Here is a 17,609-nt window from a genome sequence, read left to right as displayed (position 1 = left end):
AGCCCGAGGAAGTTTTTAAGTTTAGAGAAGTAATTTGGTTGAATTGACTCCTTCAACTCTTTCCCATGACCTCCAGTAAAGCTTTCATTATATTATCTGGTGAAGGTGGGCATCCCGGAATCTTAATATCCACTGGCAATACATTACCAATTCCTTCTGCGCTGGCATAAGCCCCTTTGAATACACCACCATTAATGGCACAATCTCCGACTGCCACGACCCATTTCGGCTTAGGCATTGCTTCATAAGTTTCATGGGCAGCATACAACAATTGTGTAGAACCAGGCCCTGTGCACATTAATAGATCTGCATGACGGGGTGACGCTACGAAGTCAATTCCGAAATGCTGATGATCATATAAGGAATTACCTATGGCTGTAAGTTCCCAATCACACCCATTACAGGAACCACAATCAAGGTGCCGAATTTGAAGGGACTTTGTAAAACTCGATGGCAATTTGGAGGATTTTTGCGATGATAACAAATTCCCATCCTTCTCCGTGAGCCGACCCATTTTTAGTTTCCGGAGCAGCAAACTCAACATGTTATCTCCTCTTTTCGGTTAACGGTCACAACAACTATAACATAATTCAAAACTCTTATTGATTAATGGAAAATCAGGTACAATATTACCCGGTACTGTCAGCGGGACCGCTGGCCAGTTGGCATAGCTTGCGGATCGAATCCGACAGCGATAAATCTTATTTTCGTCATCCATCATCAACCAGATTACATCTGTCCCTCGCGGAGACTCTACACATCCCCATGCAGGTTGCCAAGGTCTGAGCTTCTGTTCTAAAAACAGCTTAGAATTTTCATACTCGTAAACAGGTCCCTTCGTCCCTTCTTGCAATAAGTTCTTTAGGAACCGAAAACTCTCCCTAGCTTCTTTTACGCGAACCACTAAACGAGACCAAGCATCACCACCGTGCTCAATCATTGAATTCACTTTCAGTTCAGGATATAAAAGGTGAGCATGGAGTTCTCGCCAGTCATTTGCAATACCTGAAGCGCGTGCAGCTGGTCCTGTAACTCCCAGATCAATCGCACTCACAGGATTTAAAACTCCAGTGTTGACAGCACGCTGTCTAAAGCCATCATGGTTTAATAGAAGGGGGATCCATTCTTCGAAATCATAGGCTAGTTCATGAAGACGGTCTAGTATGGCCTGGCTATCCTTTTGACTAGGGATTGACCTGAGCCCCCCTGGAACAACTATTCCCCTCAAGAACCGATGGCCAAAGAAGTCAGAATTAAGTCGTTGAAGCTTTTCCTTACATTGCGAACCATTAGCGTTTCCCAAGGCAAAGCCTACTCCAGCACACATATTGCCAATATCGCCCACATGGTTATAAGCTCGCTCTAATTCAGCAAGGATCGTTCTCCATAATAAGACTTGACGCGGAACTTCAATTGCGGCGAGTTTTTCCACTGCTTCACTATAAGCAAGAGCATGACTCACAGTGCAAACTCCACAAACCCGTTCGATGATGCGTAGCCCTTCTTCGATACTTTTTCCTTCGAGGAGTTTCTCAATTCCTTTGTGTGTAAAAAAGAGTTGTGCCTCCAGATGAAGCACCGCTTCTCCAATGGTATAAAAGCGAAAATGTCCAGGTTCAATGATTCCGGCATGAATTGGTCCTACAGGAACCTCAAATATTCCTTCCCCATGAGCCTGAGGGAACTCTAAAGGGGCTACTTTAAAGGCCTTCGCTTCTTTCCCCACTTTGTGATCCTTTCGCAAAGGATAAAATTCTTTGGACCAACCCGGATGTAAAACCAAAGAACGCGGGTCAGGATGTCCGACTGCATTTAAACCAAATAAATCTTGAGCTTCTCTCTCCGACCAATTCAGGGCTGGATAGATCAAAGTTAGCGAAGGAAAATCTTCTTTGATATCTTTTGCCACAAGTGTAACAGAGAAATCGTTCCCCGGAAAATGAAGTACTAAGTAAAGACAAAACCCATTTCCCAGTTGACGCTCATCATTAACAACATGAGTCAACCAAATAGGGCGTGGTGACATTGACAAACAGAATGTCAATAAATCCGGAAGATCTCTAGAAGGCACATCAATCATACCCTCATGTTTCTCCCACTCTACAATCTCAATATCCGGATTATAATTCTGTAAAGACTCCCGTAAACCCAGCATCTTATACGCCCCCCAATATCACTTTAACGACCTGATTTAGCGCCTCATTCAAACTTTGAGGAATGAACAAGCCCAAGAAAAGGACCACCAAAAGAGGGAAGGCAAGGGCTAGCGTGCTTACACTTTCTCCAGCTTGATAACGGCCCCTGGGTTGCCCAAAGAGCATCTGAAGGAAATGATAGAGAAACCCCGCAAAGATTAAAGTCAGAAATAAAATCGTTAAAAAGCCCAGTAATGGATGCCCAGTTTTATACAGACCCGTTAAGATGCTTAGCTCTGAACGAAACGTTCCAAATGGTGGTGTTCCCGTAATTCCCAATAAACCCAAAACCATGATTACACCAGTATAAGGCCAAACTTTGAAGATCCCACGGATCCTCGGAATTTGTCTTGTGCCCGTTTTTTGAACCAAGCTTCCGATAATCACAAAGAGATTTGCTTTAGTGAGAGCATGAAGTAAGAGGTGCAACGATGCCCCCCAGACAGCTAGCTGAGTTCCCAAGCCAAAACCTAACGCTAAAATCCCCATGTGCTCTACACTCGAATAGGCCAATAGACGTTTGATATCTTTTTGCATTATGATAAATCCTACCATAAGTGCCAATGACAAAAGTCCAAAAATCATCAGTATCTTCCCGACAAAATCCGGCCCCAATGTAGTTAGACGAGCCAGGCTGTACCAGCGTAAAATCGCATAAAGTGCACAATTAAGTAAGACAGCCGATAACAAAGCACTGACTGGAGAAGGGGCCTGACTATGAGCATCCGGAAGCCAAGCATGCATGGGTACAAAACCAACCTTTGCCCCGTAGCCAACGACTGTGAATATAACACCTAGGCGAACTAGGTTAGAATCTAATTGATGGGCTACCTTCGGTAGCATACGCCAATCCAAAGCCGTTATACTTTGACCCAAATGCGGTGCTGCTGCAGCAAAAAGCAACATGGTACCCAGCAACGCAAAACTGATACCTACCGTACATAAAATCACATATTTCCACGCGGCTTCAACGGCCTTCTTGTTGCGATAAAAGCCAACCAAGAGAGTTGTTGCTAAAGTCGTCCCTTCTATACCTACCCAGATAATCCCAAGATTAGGTGTGCTAACAACTAAAAGCATGGTTGCGATAAAAACCCATATCCAAAAATAGTACCACTTCAGACTCTTTCTCGGCAGCTTCTTCTCATGGACTTCCCTTTCCATATACCCTAAAGAATATAGAATAACATAGACAGAAATAATGACAATGACCGTCAGCAACAAGGCACTCAGGGCATCCCAATAAAATGCGCCTGATGCATATCCGTGAGCCCCTTGTGTTAATGTTTTCCGAATAGTCCACCCACCACTTACTGTTAATAAGATAAGAGCCACACAGTTCAATAGTTTTAAGTAGGTGTCCTTTGCCGAAATTAGCATTCCCACCGCCGCGATTACAGCTACTCCAATAAACATCGCATACTATCCTTTCAATGACCTCATGTGATCAACATTCAGGGAATTATAATTCTCCAACATTTGTCTTGATAGGATCACTATAATGACAATCCCCACTAAAATATCGAACATACTCCCCATCTCCACTAACAAAGGCATCCCTTGAGTTAGAAAGAACCCCGCTAGGAATATCCCATTATCAATCAGCAAAATTCCCAAGACTTGTACTATAGCGACCTTACGGACCATCATAAGTAGCAGGCCGTAAAAAATCAGGGCTATACCAACGGCTAAACCGTTGCGAAAGCCTGGCAGCGGTAGTGCCATCAAGGGTTTTGTCACTTCATAGGCTATGAGAGTTAAAGCACCAGCTACCACTAACGAAGAAGTGCGTTTTAAGTAGATTTCGCCCACCCATTCTGTCTTTGAATCACGCAAAACACGTCCTAAAAGCACGGGGATGATTCCGACCTTGCCGATTAATAACAACGCACCGACTATGATAACCTCCAATTCGCGGCTATAAAGTCCTTGAACTAAAACAAGAAAGGAAACAGCGAATGTTTGTAAAGTCCACCAAAACAGAGCTTTTTCCACCCGTGAGCTATAGACAACGCACAGTCCGCACGTCAAAAGCACAAATACTAATAGATTAAGCTCATTCTCAGGAATACCTACCACTTAAATCTGCCCCCTTATAAACCAGAGTGATACTAAGGCCAAAATGGCCGAGGCAGTGCTTGTCGCCAAATAATTTGGTAGTAAGAAAAGTCGCCTCTTAACAAAGAGACTTTCTACTGTAGCAAAAAAGAATCCTAGAACAGCAACTTTAACTCCAGCAAAGCCTAAAGCCCAGAGTAATCCTAGTAACCCGTTACTCCCAGAAATCAGTCCGCTAGGCCAAACGATTTGGGCCAATAAACTAATCAGTAAGAGTTGCTTGACCTGCTCAGCAAAATTCAGAAGAGCGAGTGAAGGCCCGGAATACTCTATCAACATTCCTTCATGGATCATCGTTAATTCCAAATGGGTATCAGGATTATCCACAGGAATTCGCCCCATCTCCGCAATGCTCACTATCCCTAAGGTTAGTAAGGCTAAAATGCGGGGAATAAAAATTGGTGATATAGTTTCCAAGCCAGAGGTAATCCCTTGTAGAGAGGTTGTCTGAGTTATAAAAGCTAAAACGATGAGTCCTAGAAGCAAAGCAGGTTCAGTTAATAACCCTAAAAAAAGTTCTCTGCTTGACCCCATCCCTCCAAACGTTCCTGCTCCTTCTAATCCCGAAAGTGTTATAAACAAACGCACTAAGCCGAGGCTTGCTCCAAATAGAAAAAGATCTCCCCAGCCACTTAATGGCGCCCAACCCCAAGCATTCGGAATAACAAGCCCAGCCATTATGGTTGCCGCTATTCCAATCCTTGGCGCTAGCAAAAAGATCCAGGAAGCATGTTCTGAAATCAGTTCCTCCTTCTTTAGCAATTTTCTTAGATCCCGGTACGGTTGAAGGATTGAGGGGCCTTGTCTCATCTGCCAGAACGCTTTGCTTTTTTTAATAAATCCCTGAAGTAACGGGGCTGCAGCTAAAATCAAGGCCAAATGTCCAAATCCCATCAGCAGACGGGGTATACTTATTGATAATTCGTCCATCCTTTCTCCTCCTAACGCCCTAAAATTAGTACGACGATAACTGTAATCAGCAGGTAGCCAATGTATAGATGAATGCTCCCCTCCTGCAATTTACGGATTTGAGACGCCACCCAAAACAATCCATGAATTAAGGGCCGATAGAAAACATCCTCGAAAACTTCCTTACTTCTTCCTTCATATCTTAAAGAACGCAAACTGTAACTCGATTCCACGAAATTCCGTTCCACATGCCTATGAGAACCCACTGCTTTAGAAAAGAGGATGCGAATGGGTTTTGTTAAGCCGGTAGCAGAATATTGCATTCTCGAAGTGAGGGGCGTACCGCAATTCCAAGTTGCCGTAACTCTTCGCGTTCCTCGTTTAGTTAGAACCACTACAACAACAGTCAGTAGACTAATTAGGATTAAATAAACCGACGTCATGAAAAGCGGTTTTCCCAAATTTGACCCTATACTGATCACTTCACCTGTTCTCAAAACCGACATGGGCAAGTTGATAAACTCTAAAGTTGCTGCCGGCCAAAGTACACTTAAGATTGCTAATCCACCTACTAATAATGGAGTAATAAATTGAACAGGGTGTGCCTCTTCAGCCCTTTCCGCCACATTGGAACGAGCTTGTCCGAGGAAGGCGATTCCAAACCACTTGACAAATGTTGCGAGAGACAACCCTCCGACGAGGGCGAGAATTCCAATGGATATCGGTAAAAAAACTTTACTCCAACCGCCTGTCAACTCCAAAGTATTTAGCCAAAGAGATTGAAAAAGGATTAACTCTCCCCAGAATCCTCCCAATGGAGGTAAGGCAGTGATACCTACGATTCCAACTAAGGCAGCAAGACCCGTTTTCGGCATCCGTCTAAGCAATCCACCTAAACGCTCTAAATTTCGAGTATGCGTTGCCTGTATGATATTTCCTGCACCCATAAAGAGCAGGGATTTAAAAAGCATATGTTGCAAAGCATGCCAAAAGAAAGCGACAAGAGCTAAATTCATCGCCCAATCGTTTTGCCAAGATCTTGCCAAAAAAGCACTTCCCAAAGCCATCCCTAGAATACCCACGTTTTCTATCGTCGAATAAGCAAGCAGTTTTTTTAGGTCTGACTGAACTGAAGCAAAGAGTATCCCAACGAGCGCTGAGAGTGCTCCGATCAGCAAAAATAACCAGCCCCACCAAACCGGACCAGGTCCCAACATCAACCAAACTAATCTGAAGAAGAGATAAAGCGCAACTTTAACCATGACTCCGGACATTAAAGTAGACACTGGACTAGGTGCAGCCGAATGAGCATACGGTAACCAAATATGAAACGGAACAAAACCTGCTTTAGAGCCTAAGCCTACAAAGAAAGCTAGAAAAAGCAAATTAAGTTGGACTGTCGTTAACATTGGAACGACACCCGCCCATACCTCAAAAGCAAAGCTTCCTGTTTTAGAGTATAAGAACATGGTCGCAGCAGTTAAAAAGACCGTTGCAACGTGAGTCATTACTAAATAAATGTAAGCAGACTTTCTATTTTGAGGGTCTTCGTGCTCATAGAGAACTAAGAAAAATGAGAACAGAGACATCATTTCCCACATTAATAAAAACGAAAAACCATCATCCGCTAGCAACACACCAAACATGCTGCCAAGAAATAGAAACCAACCCGTAAAAAAAGGCCAAAGAGACTTTTTCTTTTCTTCATATTCTTTGAGATATCCAATTGAATAAAGAGACGATAAACCCTGACCTAAAAGCAAAATAAAAAGGAAGAATACCGTTAGGCCATCCACTTTCCAAGTGAGTGAAAGTCCTGCTCCTTCTCCAGTAAAGAACCTAAACCCTGTTTTAATCCATTCCCCACCTCGAGTCATCACAATTCCCCAGATGAGTCCCGCTCCAGCCAATGCCAAACTTAAAGTCATGAGCAATTTACGAACGGATTGGCCTCCCTTATTAATCATAGATGCTACCCCCTGATCACCTTTATGTGTCATTATGTACTAAGTCATTCAGACGGATGAACTCCGATTTAATCATAAGCAATAACTTTGTAAATATCAAGCGGCTAAGAACAGCCCATTGCACGATACTTAGCAATAAAAGTCATATTTCGATGTATTTAACCGAAATACAAAGTTTTAAGAATTATATGTAAATGTAACTTTCAACCGTGTTGGAGAATAATCTAAATTACCAAACTGACCACACTGGTCCAGCTAGGAGGAACAGTATGAAAATCAGAGGCTTCCTAAAAACTTACACTATATTTTTTGTTATCATTGCTTCACCATTTCTTCTTCTCTCCTTTAGTAATCTGTTCATTCCCATAAATATCGAGCTAACAGTTTATGGTTATGTCTTCTCAGTCTTGGCGAGTTTTTATCTTGCTTGGAATCTAAGAAAAGATCGAATCACGGTCTCCTTCGATAACCGAGAACACTACATTGATAAATTAAACTCCCGCTTGCAAATCCTTGGGTATACTGAACAAGGTAGAGAAGGTTTTTTAACAACCTTTGAGCCATTAAACGCTTATTTTCCTGGCCATGAAGTCTCAGCTTACATATTTAAAGATACAGCCGTGATCATAACACCCAGAAAACATAGTTCGATTTTACAAGAATCTAAAAATATGTGCCTTTAGCGATCTACAAGATTCTTCGATTAGATTACGCTCTGGCCCTTTAAAGTGTATACAAAAGAGGCGCCTCAAAATATTGAAGCGCCTCTTAAAAAGCAATTAGCCTACTTGTAAACCATAGTTCGAACAAAGAGCTGCTAAACCACCAGAAAAACCACTACCCACTGCATTGAACTTCCATTCCCCTTGATGGCGATATAGTTCGCAAACAACCAATGCAGTTTCTACGGAAAAATCCTCGCCCAAATCATACCGCATAACTTCTTGTCCGTTGACTTCATTGACTACGCGAACAAATGCATTCGATACCTGTCCAAAGTTCTGCCCTCGTTGTATCGCCTCATGAATTGTAACTGTGATCGCAATTTTATCAACATGAACAGGCACTGCAGCTAGATCAACCTTGATTTGTTCATCATCTCCCTCACCGTCTCCAGTAAGGTTATCACCCGTATGTTTAACTGAACCGTCTCCACCGACCAGATTATTGTAATAAATAAAGTCTTCAATCCCACCTGCTCGACTACTCTTATCGAGTAAAAAAGCTGAGGCATCTAGGTCAAAATCCGAACCACCGGAGTACTTATTTGTATCCCAACCTAATCCAACAATAATCTTTGCAAGCCCAGGGTTTCCTTTGGTAAGGTCAATCTTTTGTCCTTTTTGCAGACTGATCAACTAAAACACCTCTTTCATTCTAGTAGATAGAGCCCATAGACTATAATAACAAGGTCCAAAAACGAACATGTATCGATTAAACATCCAACCCGAAATCTTTACACAAACCTGCTAAACCGTTTTGATAGCCACTACCAATCGCATTAAATTTCCACTCTGTATTGTTACGATATAACTCTCCAACCACCACAGCTGTCTCAACTGAGAAGTCTTCACCAAGGTCGTAGCGTATGATTTCTTCTCCGGATGCTTCATTTAAAACGCGTACATAAGCATTGGAAACCTGCCCGAAGTTCTGATTACGTTCTCTTGCCTCATGGATCGTAATGCCAAAGGAGATCTTAGCAATGCTACTAGGTACTGTAGAGAGGTCAACCTTTATTTGTTCATCATCCCCTTCTCCAGCACCAGAACGATTGTCACCCGTATGCAGGACAGAACCATCTGAGCTCGTGGAGTTATTGTAAAAAACAAAGTCCTTATCATTGACAACTTTTCCTTCAGTATTAAGCATAAAGGCAGCGGAATCTAAGTCAAAATCCTTTCCGCCGTCATATTTATTGACGTCCCAACCAAGACCAACAACGATCTTCGAAAGACCCGGATTTGATTTCGTCAGATCGACCTTTTGACCTTTTTGTAAACTAATTGCCATCTGAATTATCCCCCTTATACTAAATTATTGATATCGACGGATGAGTTCGCTTAAGGATGCATCATTCGTCCCTTCGCCGATTGCAGCGAATTTCCATTCATTATTGTGGCGATAAACCTCTGCAACCACTAGACTTGTCTTACCTGAGTAACTTTCAGCTAGATTATACTTACAAAATTCTTGCCCATTAACTGGATTTACAACACGGATAAAGGCATTGGCAATCAGCCCAAAGTCTTGTTTCCGTTTTACACAGTCATAAATATTCACGACAAAAACGATCTTTTGGATGGCACTTGGGACATTACTTAAATCGACTTGGATTTGTTCGTCATCACCATCGCCTGCGCCTGTAAGGTTATCACCGCTGTGTTTTACACTTTTATCAGCACTTTTCAAATTGCCAAAGTAGACCAAACGATCTTTTGAGGTTAACTTGCCCCGTTCATCAAGCAGAATCGCGGAAGCATCGCAATCAATGGCCGCAGGTGCCCCGCCTCCAAAAAGGCCACCAAGAATACCTCCTGATTTTGGTTTCGATACTTCATCCCATCCTAAACCAACCATAATTTTGGCTAATCCCGGGTTTCCTTTCGTTAAATCAATTTTTTGCCCTTTTTGTAAGTTAATTGTTGCCACTGTTAATCCCCCTCATTTATTAAACAAATTAAGATACTTTTGTCTTTGACTTTTTAACACTGTCAGTTTTTTCGTTGTTTGATTTTCCTAGCTTAACGTTTATGTAATGGAAAAGGAACGTACTAAAGAATACCACAATCAAAATTATAAAAAACAGCTCATCAGAAATAAGATAACCAAACACCGAAGCCATCATTTTTGCACCAATGAGAGCAATAAGGACATAAGCAGTTGTCTCAAGTTCAGGATATTTTTCTATCAGAACCAGGAAGATTCGCGCTACTCCCCTCATCATTAAGATACCGAAAATAGCACCTAGAAAAAGTACCCATACCTTTCCACTCACTCCAAAAGCGGCTAAAACACTATCAATACTAAAGGCAATATCCATTAACTCAACTTGTAAAACAACGGCCCAGAAACTCTTATCGCTTGTTTCTATAGAGCTATCATCCTCGTCCTTACTAGAGAAGAAATACTTAGCTGACATCCAAAGTAAATAGAGTGCCCCAATAATCTTTACCCAGCGTATTTGAACTAAATAAAGCCCAAAACCAATCGCTAAAAACCTAAAAAGATATGCTCCCCCAATACCGTAAAACAGTGCTTTCTTCTGTTGCCGCTTTGGTAGGCCTCTGACAAGAACGGCCAAAACAAGCGCATTATCAGCTGATAGTAAGCCTTCCAAGATAATTAATGATCCTATAATCCCAAGACTAACAGGGTCAGTCAATGTTGCCAGAAGGGCATCTAAAGAAAAAAACTGTGCATAACTCGCAAAGATCCCCTGGAAAAAGTTCGCGACCGAATCCATATGTACCTCCAATTTTGTTCCAAATTGCACTTTGCTTTTATTTCATTTACATTATTACATATATTATCACAGGTTTGACCCTGAAAAATACCTAACGGCAATGTTCACATAACTTTCACATTTCAAACTTCTACTTTCGTAATTAACACTTAACACTATCTTCAATTCTCCCACATCTTTCCTTTACTGATATGTTTCAATAATTGCGATTAAACTCTGAAAGATACTTAAATGACTGTTTTCTGGATAAGTGATTCGGCTACAACCTCTAAAATTTCTTCTGCCGCTTCGATCCCGGTTTTAGTCGTGAATCTTAGCCCACCTAAGCCTGAATCACCCTGCAATAAATGCGTATATAGCTCACCGTGAGATGGTACTAAACCCAATTCCGCTGCTTTCAGCATCTCTAAATCCAATAATGAATCTCCTGCCGCTATAACACGACTAATTCCTTCTTTTTCCTTGATATATTGAATCGCTAATTTCTTGTTAACATTTATAGGGACAAGATAAAGTTTTCTCCCTTGTACAGATAACTCCCAGTTATGCTCGCTAGCCCAAATTTTGAAAGCCGCCAGTTCTGAGACGGGGACCTGCTCTCGTTCGATCAAACAATAATAGAATAAATTATCAGCTAATTTACCCGAATCCTTAATCACCCACATCGGATCCGCGATTTCTTCAAACTTCTGAATAAGATCTTGGGCTGCAGCACATTGAGTCCTGCCTTCTAACACCTGCCGGCTCCACTCTCTATCCTCTATACCCCGACAAAATATTGTTCCGCCATTACTAGTGACTGCATATTGATGGGCAATCTCATATCCCAGAAAATTAATTCTCTGATACTGAACTTTAGTCCGAGTTGTTACTGGAACAAATAGAATCGATTGGCAAATTTCCTTTAATTTGCTCAATGCGCTTTGAGTCATATAGGATATAAATCGATCATTTAACCATTCAACCGGTCGAATATGATCAATCATCCCTTGGCTCATCTGCGTTCGATACGAATAGATCAAGGTTTGATCAAGGTCGCTTGCAAATAACATGGATACCTCCATTAAAGTCGCCGTACAATACCGCAACATGAATACGTAAGATCTGGGTACTCCTCAACAGGTACCCCTTTATCCTTAGATAGCAGTAGAATATGCTTCAAGTTAGGGTTTTCCAGATTATCCACCAGAATTCTCTCGGGTATCCGCCGCAAGAGAACTCTCGTAGTTTCTCCAATGCCTGGTTTAATGAAGTTAATATCCTCAATCCTAAATTTTTCCATGATTGTATTTATCCCTTTTATACCTTGCCAGGTAACCTCAGCATGGTCCTTGGTCTCCCCAAAGCCAAAAGGGCATTGTCTGAGCTTTTTAAACTCCGCGGATATTGTATCGACAAAGAGATTGGATACCTCTTCTTGCAGGAGTTCTTCATAAAATCGAACCCCGTGAAACTCCTTATCTCCGATAAGATCCATGCGACAAACAGTGCGACTCACTAGCCCAGAGACAGTAGAATTTAGGCACGCACTGGGAATTAAGAAGTCTTCCCTTGTACCAAACGTTTTTACACAGTACCCAGGATCGGCAAGAACTGCTAAGTCACTATCTAACTCGTAACCAAATCTAACTGTGAACTCAGTACACGCTTGGCTCAAAACGGCTGTGATCGCGCCTTTACCTGTCCAGCCATCAATAAACTGGATCTTGGATTCAGGGTGGTTCTGCAAGATATACAGTATAGCATTTTCATCAATTCCCTTGCCCCGAATAATGGAAATACTATAGTGTGGTAAATCCAAGTCGTGAATTTCCAGAAGATAACGTTTAATTAAAACTCCTATCGGGGTACCCGCACGGGCTAAGGAAACTAGAACTACCTTAGGTCCGTTCCTCTTCAGGATAAGTTCAGCTACCACTCTGACAGCTTCAGCGACCTTAGTAGCATTTTTACTTAACGTCTCGTGAAAAAGATTCAGGTACTCTTTGCTCGGTACATATTCGATCGGCAGCATTTCCGAATAATGACCGCCCGACTGGATTCTTTTCTCACGCGTTTCCAAATCAGTTTCCGACAATAAGCCATTAAGGTTTTTAAGTAGAAAGATGACGTCATTAGTGTTATAACATCCTATGGAAAGTGGATCTGGAATTCGATCAGCGAAGAATTTGTCAATCATCTAAAGGCACCTCTTTCCCTGATGTACCCATCACTAAAACCAAACGTGGAATACCTAATTCTCGAAAAATCGTTAACATTGGTACCAATCGCTCGTGAGAAACTTCCCTTTCCATGAATAAATATACTTCATCGTAGTACTGCAAAGGCACGTTATATAGATAATTAGTAATACTTGCTTCGTCAGGACTAATGTAAGCAAAGCCATTTTGAATCGCGTATTGCGGTTTCGCAAAAGGGTAAATTGGACTCCTCGTTGTCGAATGATAACGAATACCTTCTCCCATGTGGGCAGCGACGAGCATGGGGAAATACATGAATTCCCCGGTTCCCAAACAAAGTGTCTTTTCACCCATCCGATCTTTTTTTAGCTCTTCACCGATGTCTTTTGCTAATCGCACAAGTTTTAAATTGTCTTTGCTCGACAAGCCAAATCTTCCTGTTAATTTCAGATAGGGTGAAACATTTTTATACCCTGTAGAGTCTTTCGAACAAACTTTAACCCTATCTGGAATATCGAGAAACTTCAGTTCTGGAAAAACATGAGCTTCTTCGAAGCCATCCGTCCCCACAGTAGAGTCAACACGATCTATTGGCTCACGAATAGGATCCCCATCTACCGCTATTTCCCCCTTTAGGAGAGAAATGGTATGAATTTTTGTGTCGAGCTGTTGTTCCAGCTTTGAAAAAACCGATCGGTCTTCTGTCGTTCTCCAATCTAATAAGGATAGCACCACGTAATCCGACTTCGGAAACTTGCCGTGGATTGCCCGAATAATATTCAGGGCCGTATTTCCCGTTGTAATTTCGTCATCAACTAGAACGATCATTTTTGAACTCTCAAGTGACTTAGTGTCCAGTGGATAACACCGATGATTAACCGCGTGAGAATGGTCTTCCGTAAAATTGAGTTCCGAGTCTAATAGAGGTATCTGTTCACGTGTCGTGTGCAGATAGTGAGCATTGTCAAATAAGCTAAACGCTGCATGCCCTAATCCAGTGGCCGTTTCAGCAAAGCCTATGAATAAAGTTTCCTCCGAGAGGACAACAAGTGATCGTTGTACCATTAATTCATAAATTCTTTTCGCAGGTTCTTCACCCTTTAGGGCCTTTACGATCGCTTGGGTGTCGGCATGATACACCCCATGGATTTCACTCAGAAATTTAACAGCGAGTGCCACCCCCGCCAACATCGGAATAAAGGGATTGACGGGTACATGTTTTCCAAGTACATTGCTGACAAACAGAAATCCTCGTTTCTTGTTTTTCCTAGCTGCTAAGGAAAATAACGTATGAGGGGAGAAATCAAAGGGATTATTCGTTATCTTAACCGTTAATCTTTGCCCTTCAAGATTGTATATATGCTTCTTCGGTGAGAAGACAGATGAAATTGTGCTGTTCATTAAACACTCCATAATTCTTTGCTCTTAATAGAATCTTCTGGGCCCAATGATAATGAGGTTTTATCTCATTCATTTTATTGGTATAGTGACTTTTAAGGACACCTTTTTCGCCATGGCTGTTTTCAATGATGCTCAAAGCATCTAAATATTCTTCATGCCCCACAACATATAATGCCTGAACAGGTAGGATATGACTTGGATGAATAATGGTTTTTCCGACAATCCCATTTTGTCTATCAAGAATCACCTCTCGGATTAAACCATCTACATACTTATTTAAAAGCTGGCTACGAATCTTCGTACCACTACTCTCACTACACCCATTGTCACTATGAAATTCTTCGAAGGGGCTTCTACGCAACTGAGGTTTAAGCACTCTTTCAACATTTGCGAAGTATTCCCAAACTGGTCCAGAAATGATGTAATCACTCTCAACACGTCCAAAAATATTCGTAATATCTGCGAGGCAATCACGGATCACCATAATATCATAAATGGTTACATCCGGTCCTCTACGTATACCGAATAGACCCGAAAAATCCGTCGCCCCAATTCGAACATTCAAGACCAAGTTATGATAAGAATCTAAGAGTCGCTTAATTTCCATCAACTCATGGACACGCGATTCACTGTAAATAGCTCGATGGCTTTCTATAATGGGCATTCCGTAAAACGGCACAGTCGATCGGTCATTCAAACTCTCTATAACTTCAAAATATCGATGACTTTCCGAGGTGAATTTAGGAAAAACAAAGCCTGTAATAATCTTCGAACTATCTCCCATCCCCTCAGTTAGCTTCAGGATTTGTTCTGGATTTCTAACCCGAATAAATATCAGTGGGAGATCATCAGACTCGATTTCCTGATTCATCAAGGCCTCATGAATTTTTTGTACTTGGTTTATGATATTGTCCTCGGCAAAGACAACTTCCAAATCTCCAATCGAATCTTCTAAGCAGAACACAGTCGAGGCTAGACCAATATTTTTCTTTGTGATGATGTCACTAGCTATTGTTTCACGTGTCCCAGGCATATAGAGCGTCGCTCCAAGCGCATAGGAAAGTATCGCTCGGGGCGTTTCTTTATCAAAAGACTCCGGCGCTCTGAAGAAGGTAGCTTCCCTACCCTCTTTCGACAAGTAATTAAAATATCTCACTTATTCGTACTAACCTAATGGAAGTACTTCTCTCCTTTCTTCTATTGTCATAAGTGTTTATTAAGGTCCAATCGAAGAACTTCTAAGGAACTTTAATGCTCTTTTTAGCACAAAGTATTTTGTTTAAAACTATTGACTTCTTATATGTTTTTAGTACTAATTAGTTTAAATATATCAGTTTAATGTATCAAACGCAAAGAGAGTCCGCGACTCAACACAAATAGAAATTTCTCCAAAGTTATTCCTCCTTAATTTCTCATAAACACCAACAGTATTCTCATTCCTAATACTGGTACACATGTATCATTTCTCCACATGCTGCCATTTTCCTTGTGCAAGATAAAATAAACTTGCATCTAAACAGGCTAAATTTGCTACTATTCATACCTCGACGGCTGGCGTTTAGAAGAATCTACATAATCAATATGACGATGATTTAATTTAAAAGAGACAATAAAGTATCGTAGCAAAAGAAAGGGGCAGCCTCTTCATAGAAACGTAATTTCTATGAAGAGGCTGCCCCTAATAATTATTTCTTTAATTTGTCAGCTAACCACAACTGCATATAGTTTCCCCAGCTGCAATCTCTTGCTTTTAAACAATAGTGAAGGCCCTTGTTATTGATTTGATCCAGAAGATCTATCAAGAACACCTAAAGCATAATTGATATGTTCCCTATCCTCAAAAATATCTTGAGCAGTCAACGGTACCAATTCTTTTACCTTTCTGCCAACATCATTCGTATAACAAAACTTTGTAAGTTTATTTTGTTTATCGATCGTAATGGTCACGGGCAAACTGTTAACCTTCGAATGACCATCTTCGTTGAGCAGGTTACGTTCATAACTCCAACTTTGAACTCCGTATAAGGTTGTTGATTCTTTCCCTAAATACCTGAAGTTGTCTATAAAGTATTGGGCATCTTCTAACGTCTCTATCTTTTTCATTTTTACATCTCCTTTTATTTAAGGGGGAGCGAAGTCCATAAACTAATCGAACGGGGTATACTTAGTTTTTTAGTTACCTATATAACATTTATAAAAGTCATTGGTGTAAATTATTACTTTATTCCCCCTTGTTTCAACTTGCCTATTATTCGTATTATAGCACATGGCAAATTATCAGCGATCAAAATGTTTAACAGGACGGGTAGTAAGATTTTAATATTCGACTTAATAAAGGTAGGCTTGAATCCGAAACTCAGACCATGCCCGGCAAAACCGCTTCTACTCTTTTCAGTAGACCAATTCAATAAGCTCGCAAGGGTATGACATTTGATCAAGCAGTTTCAATTCTGGGTCCAGACTTTCAGGAAAGCAGACTTAAAAAGGCTACCAATGGCGTTAGGATGCGACCTGACACTACGAATATTACAGTTGTGCTTCAACATGACAAGGTTACTGATCTATATAATTTTCTAAAGTAGTTCCTTAAACCAAAAACCAAAGAGAGTAATTAAGCTCTCCTTTTCTAAATCTTCTACAAAAAATATACTGTAGAACCGTCCCACAGCAAGGATGGTTCTACAGTATATTTTTTGTGTAGTTTTTCTATCTAAGTACGAACTTCTGCTATAAGAATACAATAGAGTTGTAGATATTTAATATTATATTAAGAATATAAGCCAGCCAATAAAATAAAGATCTCCATCGAAGGAGATCTTTGCACAATATTATAAAGGTAAAAAGAGTCTTTTCTAAACTAGATCTTCGAAAAAATCCCCTCCGAATTGCTGTCCCCGGAGGGAAAAAAGAGGAATGCTACATGAAAAGGGTTAAAGGGCCAAAAGTCCCTTCGGCCTATTATACCATGTTGAATTACGTTATTGTTGGATTCTATGCTGGTAAGTTATAGGTAAAACCACTAGTGGGCTCAAAGCCCTCCCTTTGCTATCCACAAAAACCTTCTTAGCAAATTCAAGGTACCTGACTTGAAACCTCTCCATCAACGCTTCAAATTCCGGCCAATTTCGTCAGTGATAATAATTTCACCATCGAGGATCGTACCCTTGGGGATTGATTTGTAATAAGCTAGAGAGAACGTTCTGTTACTTCATTTCATGTCTGGTATTTAAAGTCTGAACCATTCATCGTAGAGTAGAGTAAGCGAATCCTGTCTAATTTTAATTCACTTACCCAATCATCGTTGTCAAAGGGGTTCTTCTACCTTGTGTAATAGCATTGGACTAATGACCATAAATCTCACCTCTCAGAGAAC

Annotated in this window: 16 protein-coding genes; 1 reads left to right on the top strand and 15 read right to left on the bottom strand. The window is 41.0% G+C overall.

Going from position 1 to position 17,609, the window contains the following annotated elements; translation table 11 throughout:
• Window positions 1-52 precede the first annotated feature (52 nt).
• The 6 genes from nuoB to E4K68_RS01600 are packed head-to-tail and all read right to left on the bottom strand — an operon-like array spanning window position 53 to window position 7,189.
• On the bottom strand, window positions 53-544 hold the full coding sequence (gene nuoB / locus E4K68_RS01625) for an NADH-quinone oxidoreductase subunit NuoB (protein WP_135376991.1): 492 nt from the start codon (window positions 542-544) through the stop codon (window positions 53-55).
• 18 nt (window positions 545-562) lie between these two features.
• Window positions 563-2,155 (bottom strand): NADH-quinone oxidoreductase subunit C, encoded by a 1,593-nt coding sequence (locus E4K68_RS01620; RefSeq protein ID WP_135376990.1) that lies wholly within the window; start codon window positions 2,153-2,155, stop codon window positions 563-565.
• 1 nt (window position 2,156) lies between these two features.
• Window positions 2,157-3,611 (bottom strand): proton-conducting transporter membrane subunit, encoded by a 1,455-nt coding sequence (locus E4K68_RS01615; RefSeq protein ID WP_135376989.1) that lies wholly within the window; start codon window positions 3,609-3,611, stop codon window positions 2,157-2,159.
• Window positions 3,612-3,617: 6 nt separating this feature from the next.
• Complete coding sequence (locus tag E4K68_RS01610) at window positions 3,618-4,274, bottom strand: hydrogenase (RefSeq protein WP_135376988.1); 657 nt, start codon at window positions 4,272-4,274, stop codon at window positions 3,618-3,620.
• Complete coding sequence (locus tag E4K68_RS01605; protein ID WP_135376987.1) at window positions 4,275-5,243, bottom strand: NADH-quinone oxidoreductase subunit H; 969 nt, start codon at window positions 5,241-5,243, stop codon at window positions 4,275-4,277.
• 11 nt (window positions 5,244-5,254) lie between these two features.
• Entirely contained in the window at window positions 5,255-7,189 is a 1,935-nt protein-coding gene (locus E4K68_RS01600) for a proton-conducting transporter membrane subunit (RefSeq protein ID WP_135376986.1), read from the bottom strand.
• Between the two features lie 269 nt (window positions 7,190-7,458).
• Between E4K68_RS01600 and E4K68_RS01595 the strand changes: the two genes are divergently transcribed.
• Window positions 7,459-7,872, top strand: coding sequence for a hypothetical protein (locus E4K68_RS01595; RefSeq protein ID WP_135376985.1), 414 nt, complete (start codon window positions 7,459-7,461; stop codon window positions 7,870-7,872).
• 96 nt (window positions 7,873-7,968) lie between these two features.
• On the opposite strand, the gene E4K68_RS01590 is transcribed toward E4K68_RS01595, so the two are convergent.
• From E4K68_RS01590 to E4K68_RS01550, 9 genes are all read right to left on the bottom strand, one after another.
• Window positions 7,969-8,547 (bottom strand): TerD family protein, encoded by a 579-nt coding sequence (locus E4K68_RS01590; RefSeq protein ID WP_135376984.1) that lies wholly within the window; start codon window positions 8,545-8,547, stop codon window positions 7,969-7,971.
• Between the two features lie 76 nt (window positions 8,548-8,623).
• Window positions 8,624-9,202 carry a TerD family protein gene (locus E4K68_RS01585; RefSeq protein WP_135376983.1) on the bottom strand — a complete coding sequence of 193 codons (579 nt, stop codon included), beginning with the start codon at window positions 9,200-9,202 and terminating at the stop codon, window positions 8,624-8,626.
• 24 nt (window positions 9,203-9,226) lie between these two features.
• Complete coding sequence (locus tag E4K68_RS01580; RefSeq protein ID WP_135376982.1) at window positions 9,227-9,841, bottom strand: TerD family protein; 615 nt, start codon at window positions 9,839-9,841, stop codon at window positions 9,227-9,229.
• A 28-nt stretch (window positions 9,842-9,869) separates the two neighbouring features.
• Entirely contained in the window at window positions 9,870-10,655 is a 786-nt protein-coding gene (locus E4K68_RS01575; protein ID WP_135376981.1) for a TerC family protein, read from the bottom strand.
• A 227-nt stretch (window positions 10,656-10,882) separates the two neighbouring features.
• Window positions 10,883-11,707, bottom strand: coding sequence for an HAD hydrolase family protein (locus E4K68_RS01570; protein WP_243450211.1), 825 nt, complete (start codon window positions 11,705-11,707; stop codon window positions 10,883-10,885).
• A gap of 11 nt (window positions 11,708-11,718) precedes the next feature.
• Window positions 11,719-12,834, bottom strand: a complete 1,116-nt coding sequence (locus E4K68_RS01565) for a cysteine protease StiP family protein (RefSeq protein WP_135376980.1) — start codon at window positions 12,832-12,834, stop codon at window positions 11,719-11,721.
• Window positions 12,827-14,236 carry a phosphoribosyltransferase family protein gene (locus E4K68_RS01560; RefSeq protein ID WP_135376979.1) on the bottom strand — a complete coding sequence of 470 codons (1,410 nt, stop codon included), beginning with the start codon at window positions 14,234-14,236 and terminating at the stop codon, window positions 12,827-12,829. The genes E4K68_RS01565 and E4K68_RS01560 overlap by 8 nt, the downstream gene beginning before the upstream one ends.
• Window positions 14,181-15,392 (bottom strand): HpcH/HpaI aldolase/citrate lyase family protein, encoded by a 1,212-nt coding sequence (locus E4K68_RS01555; protein WP_135376978.1) that lies wholly within the window; start codon window positions 15,390-15,392, stop codon window positions 14,181-14,183. The genes E4K68_RS01560 and E4K68_RS01555 overlap by 56 nt, the downstream gene beginning before the upstream one ends.
• 617 nt (window positions 15,393-16,009) lie before the next feature.
• Window positions 16,010-16,339: a hypothetical protein gene (locus E4K68_RS01550; RefSeq protein ID WP_135376977.1), complete on the bottom strand. Its 330-nt coding sequence runs from the start codon at window positions 16,337-16,339 to the stop codon at window positions 16,010-16,012.
• Window positions 16,340-17,609 lie beyond the last annotated feature (1,270 nt).

It is taken from the genome of Desulfosporosinus sp. Sb-LF (genome assembly GCF_004766055.1).
In the GTDB taxonomy this organism is placed as follows: domain Bacteria; phylum Bacillota; class Desulfitobacteriia; order Desulfitobacteriales; family Desulfitobacteriaceae; genus Desulfosporosinus.
This window is presented reverse-complemented; position numbering and strand designations above follow the sequence as displayed.

Coding starts and splice junctions, on each gene's coding strand:
- E4K68_RS01550 (WP_135376977.1), bottom strand. CDS start 16,339: ATGAAAAAGATAGAGACGTTAGAAGATGCCCAATACTTTATAGACAAC.
- E4K68_RS01570 (WP_243450211.1), bottom strand. CDS start 11,707: ATGTTATTTGCAAGCGACCTTGATCAAACCTTGATCTATTCGTATCGA.
- E4K68_RS01585 (WP_135376983.1), bottom strand. CDS start 9,202: ATGGCAATTAGTTTACAAAAAGGTCAAAAGGTCGATCTGACGAAATCA.
- nuoB (WP_135376991.1), bottom strand. CDS start 544: ATGTTGAGTTTGCTGCTCCGGAAACTAAAAATGGGTCGGCTCACGGAG.
- E4K68_RS01575 (WP_135376981.1), bottom strand. CDS start 10,655: ATGGATTCGGTCGCGAACTTTTTCCAGGGGATCTTTGCGAGTTATGCA.
- E4K68_RS01600 (WP_135376986.1), bottom strand. CDS start 7,189: ATGATTAATAAGGGAGGCCAATCCGTTCGTAAATTGCTCATGACTTTA.
- E4K68_RS01565 (WP_135376980.1), bottom strand. CDS start 12,834: ATGATTGACAAATTCTTCGCTGATCGAATTCCAGATCCACTTTCCATA.
- E4K68_RS01615 (WP_135376989.1), bottom strand. CDS start 3,611: ATGTTTATTGGAGTAGCTGTAATCGCGGCGGTGGGAATGCTAATTTCG.
- E4K68_RS01560 (WP_135376979.1), bottom strand. CDS start 14,236: ATGAACAGCACAATTTCATCTGTCTTCTCACCGAAGAAGCATATATAC.
- E4K68_RS01595 (WP_135376985.1), top strand. CDS start 7,459: ATGAAAATCAGAGGCTTCCTAAAAACTTACACTATATTTTTTGTTATC.
- E4K68_RS01620 (WP_135376990.1), bottom strand. CDS start 2,155: ATGCTGGGTTTACGGGAGTCTTTACAGAATTATAATCCGGATATTGAG.
- E4K68_RS01605 (WP_135376987.1), bottom strand. CDS start 5,243: ATGGACGAATTATCAATAAGTATACCCCGTCTGCTGATGGGATTTGGA.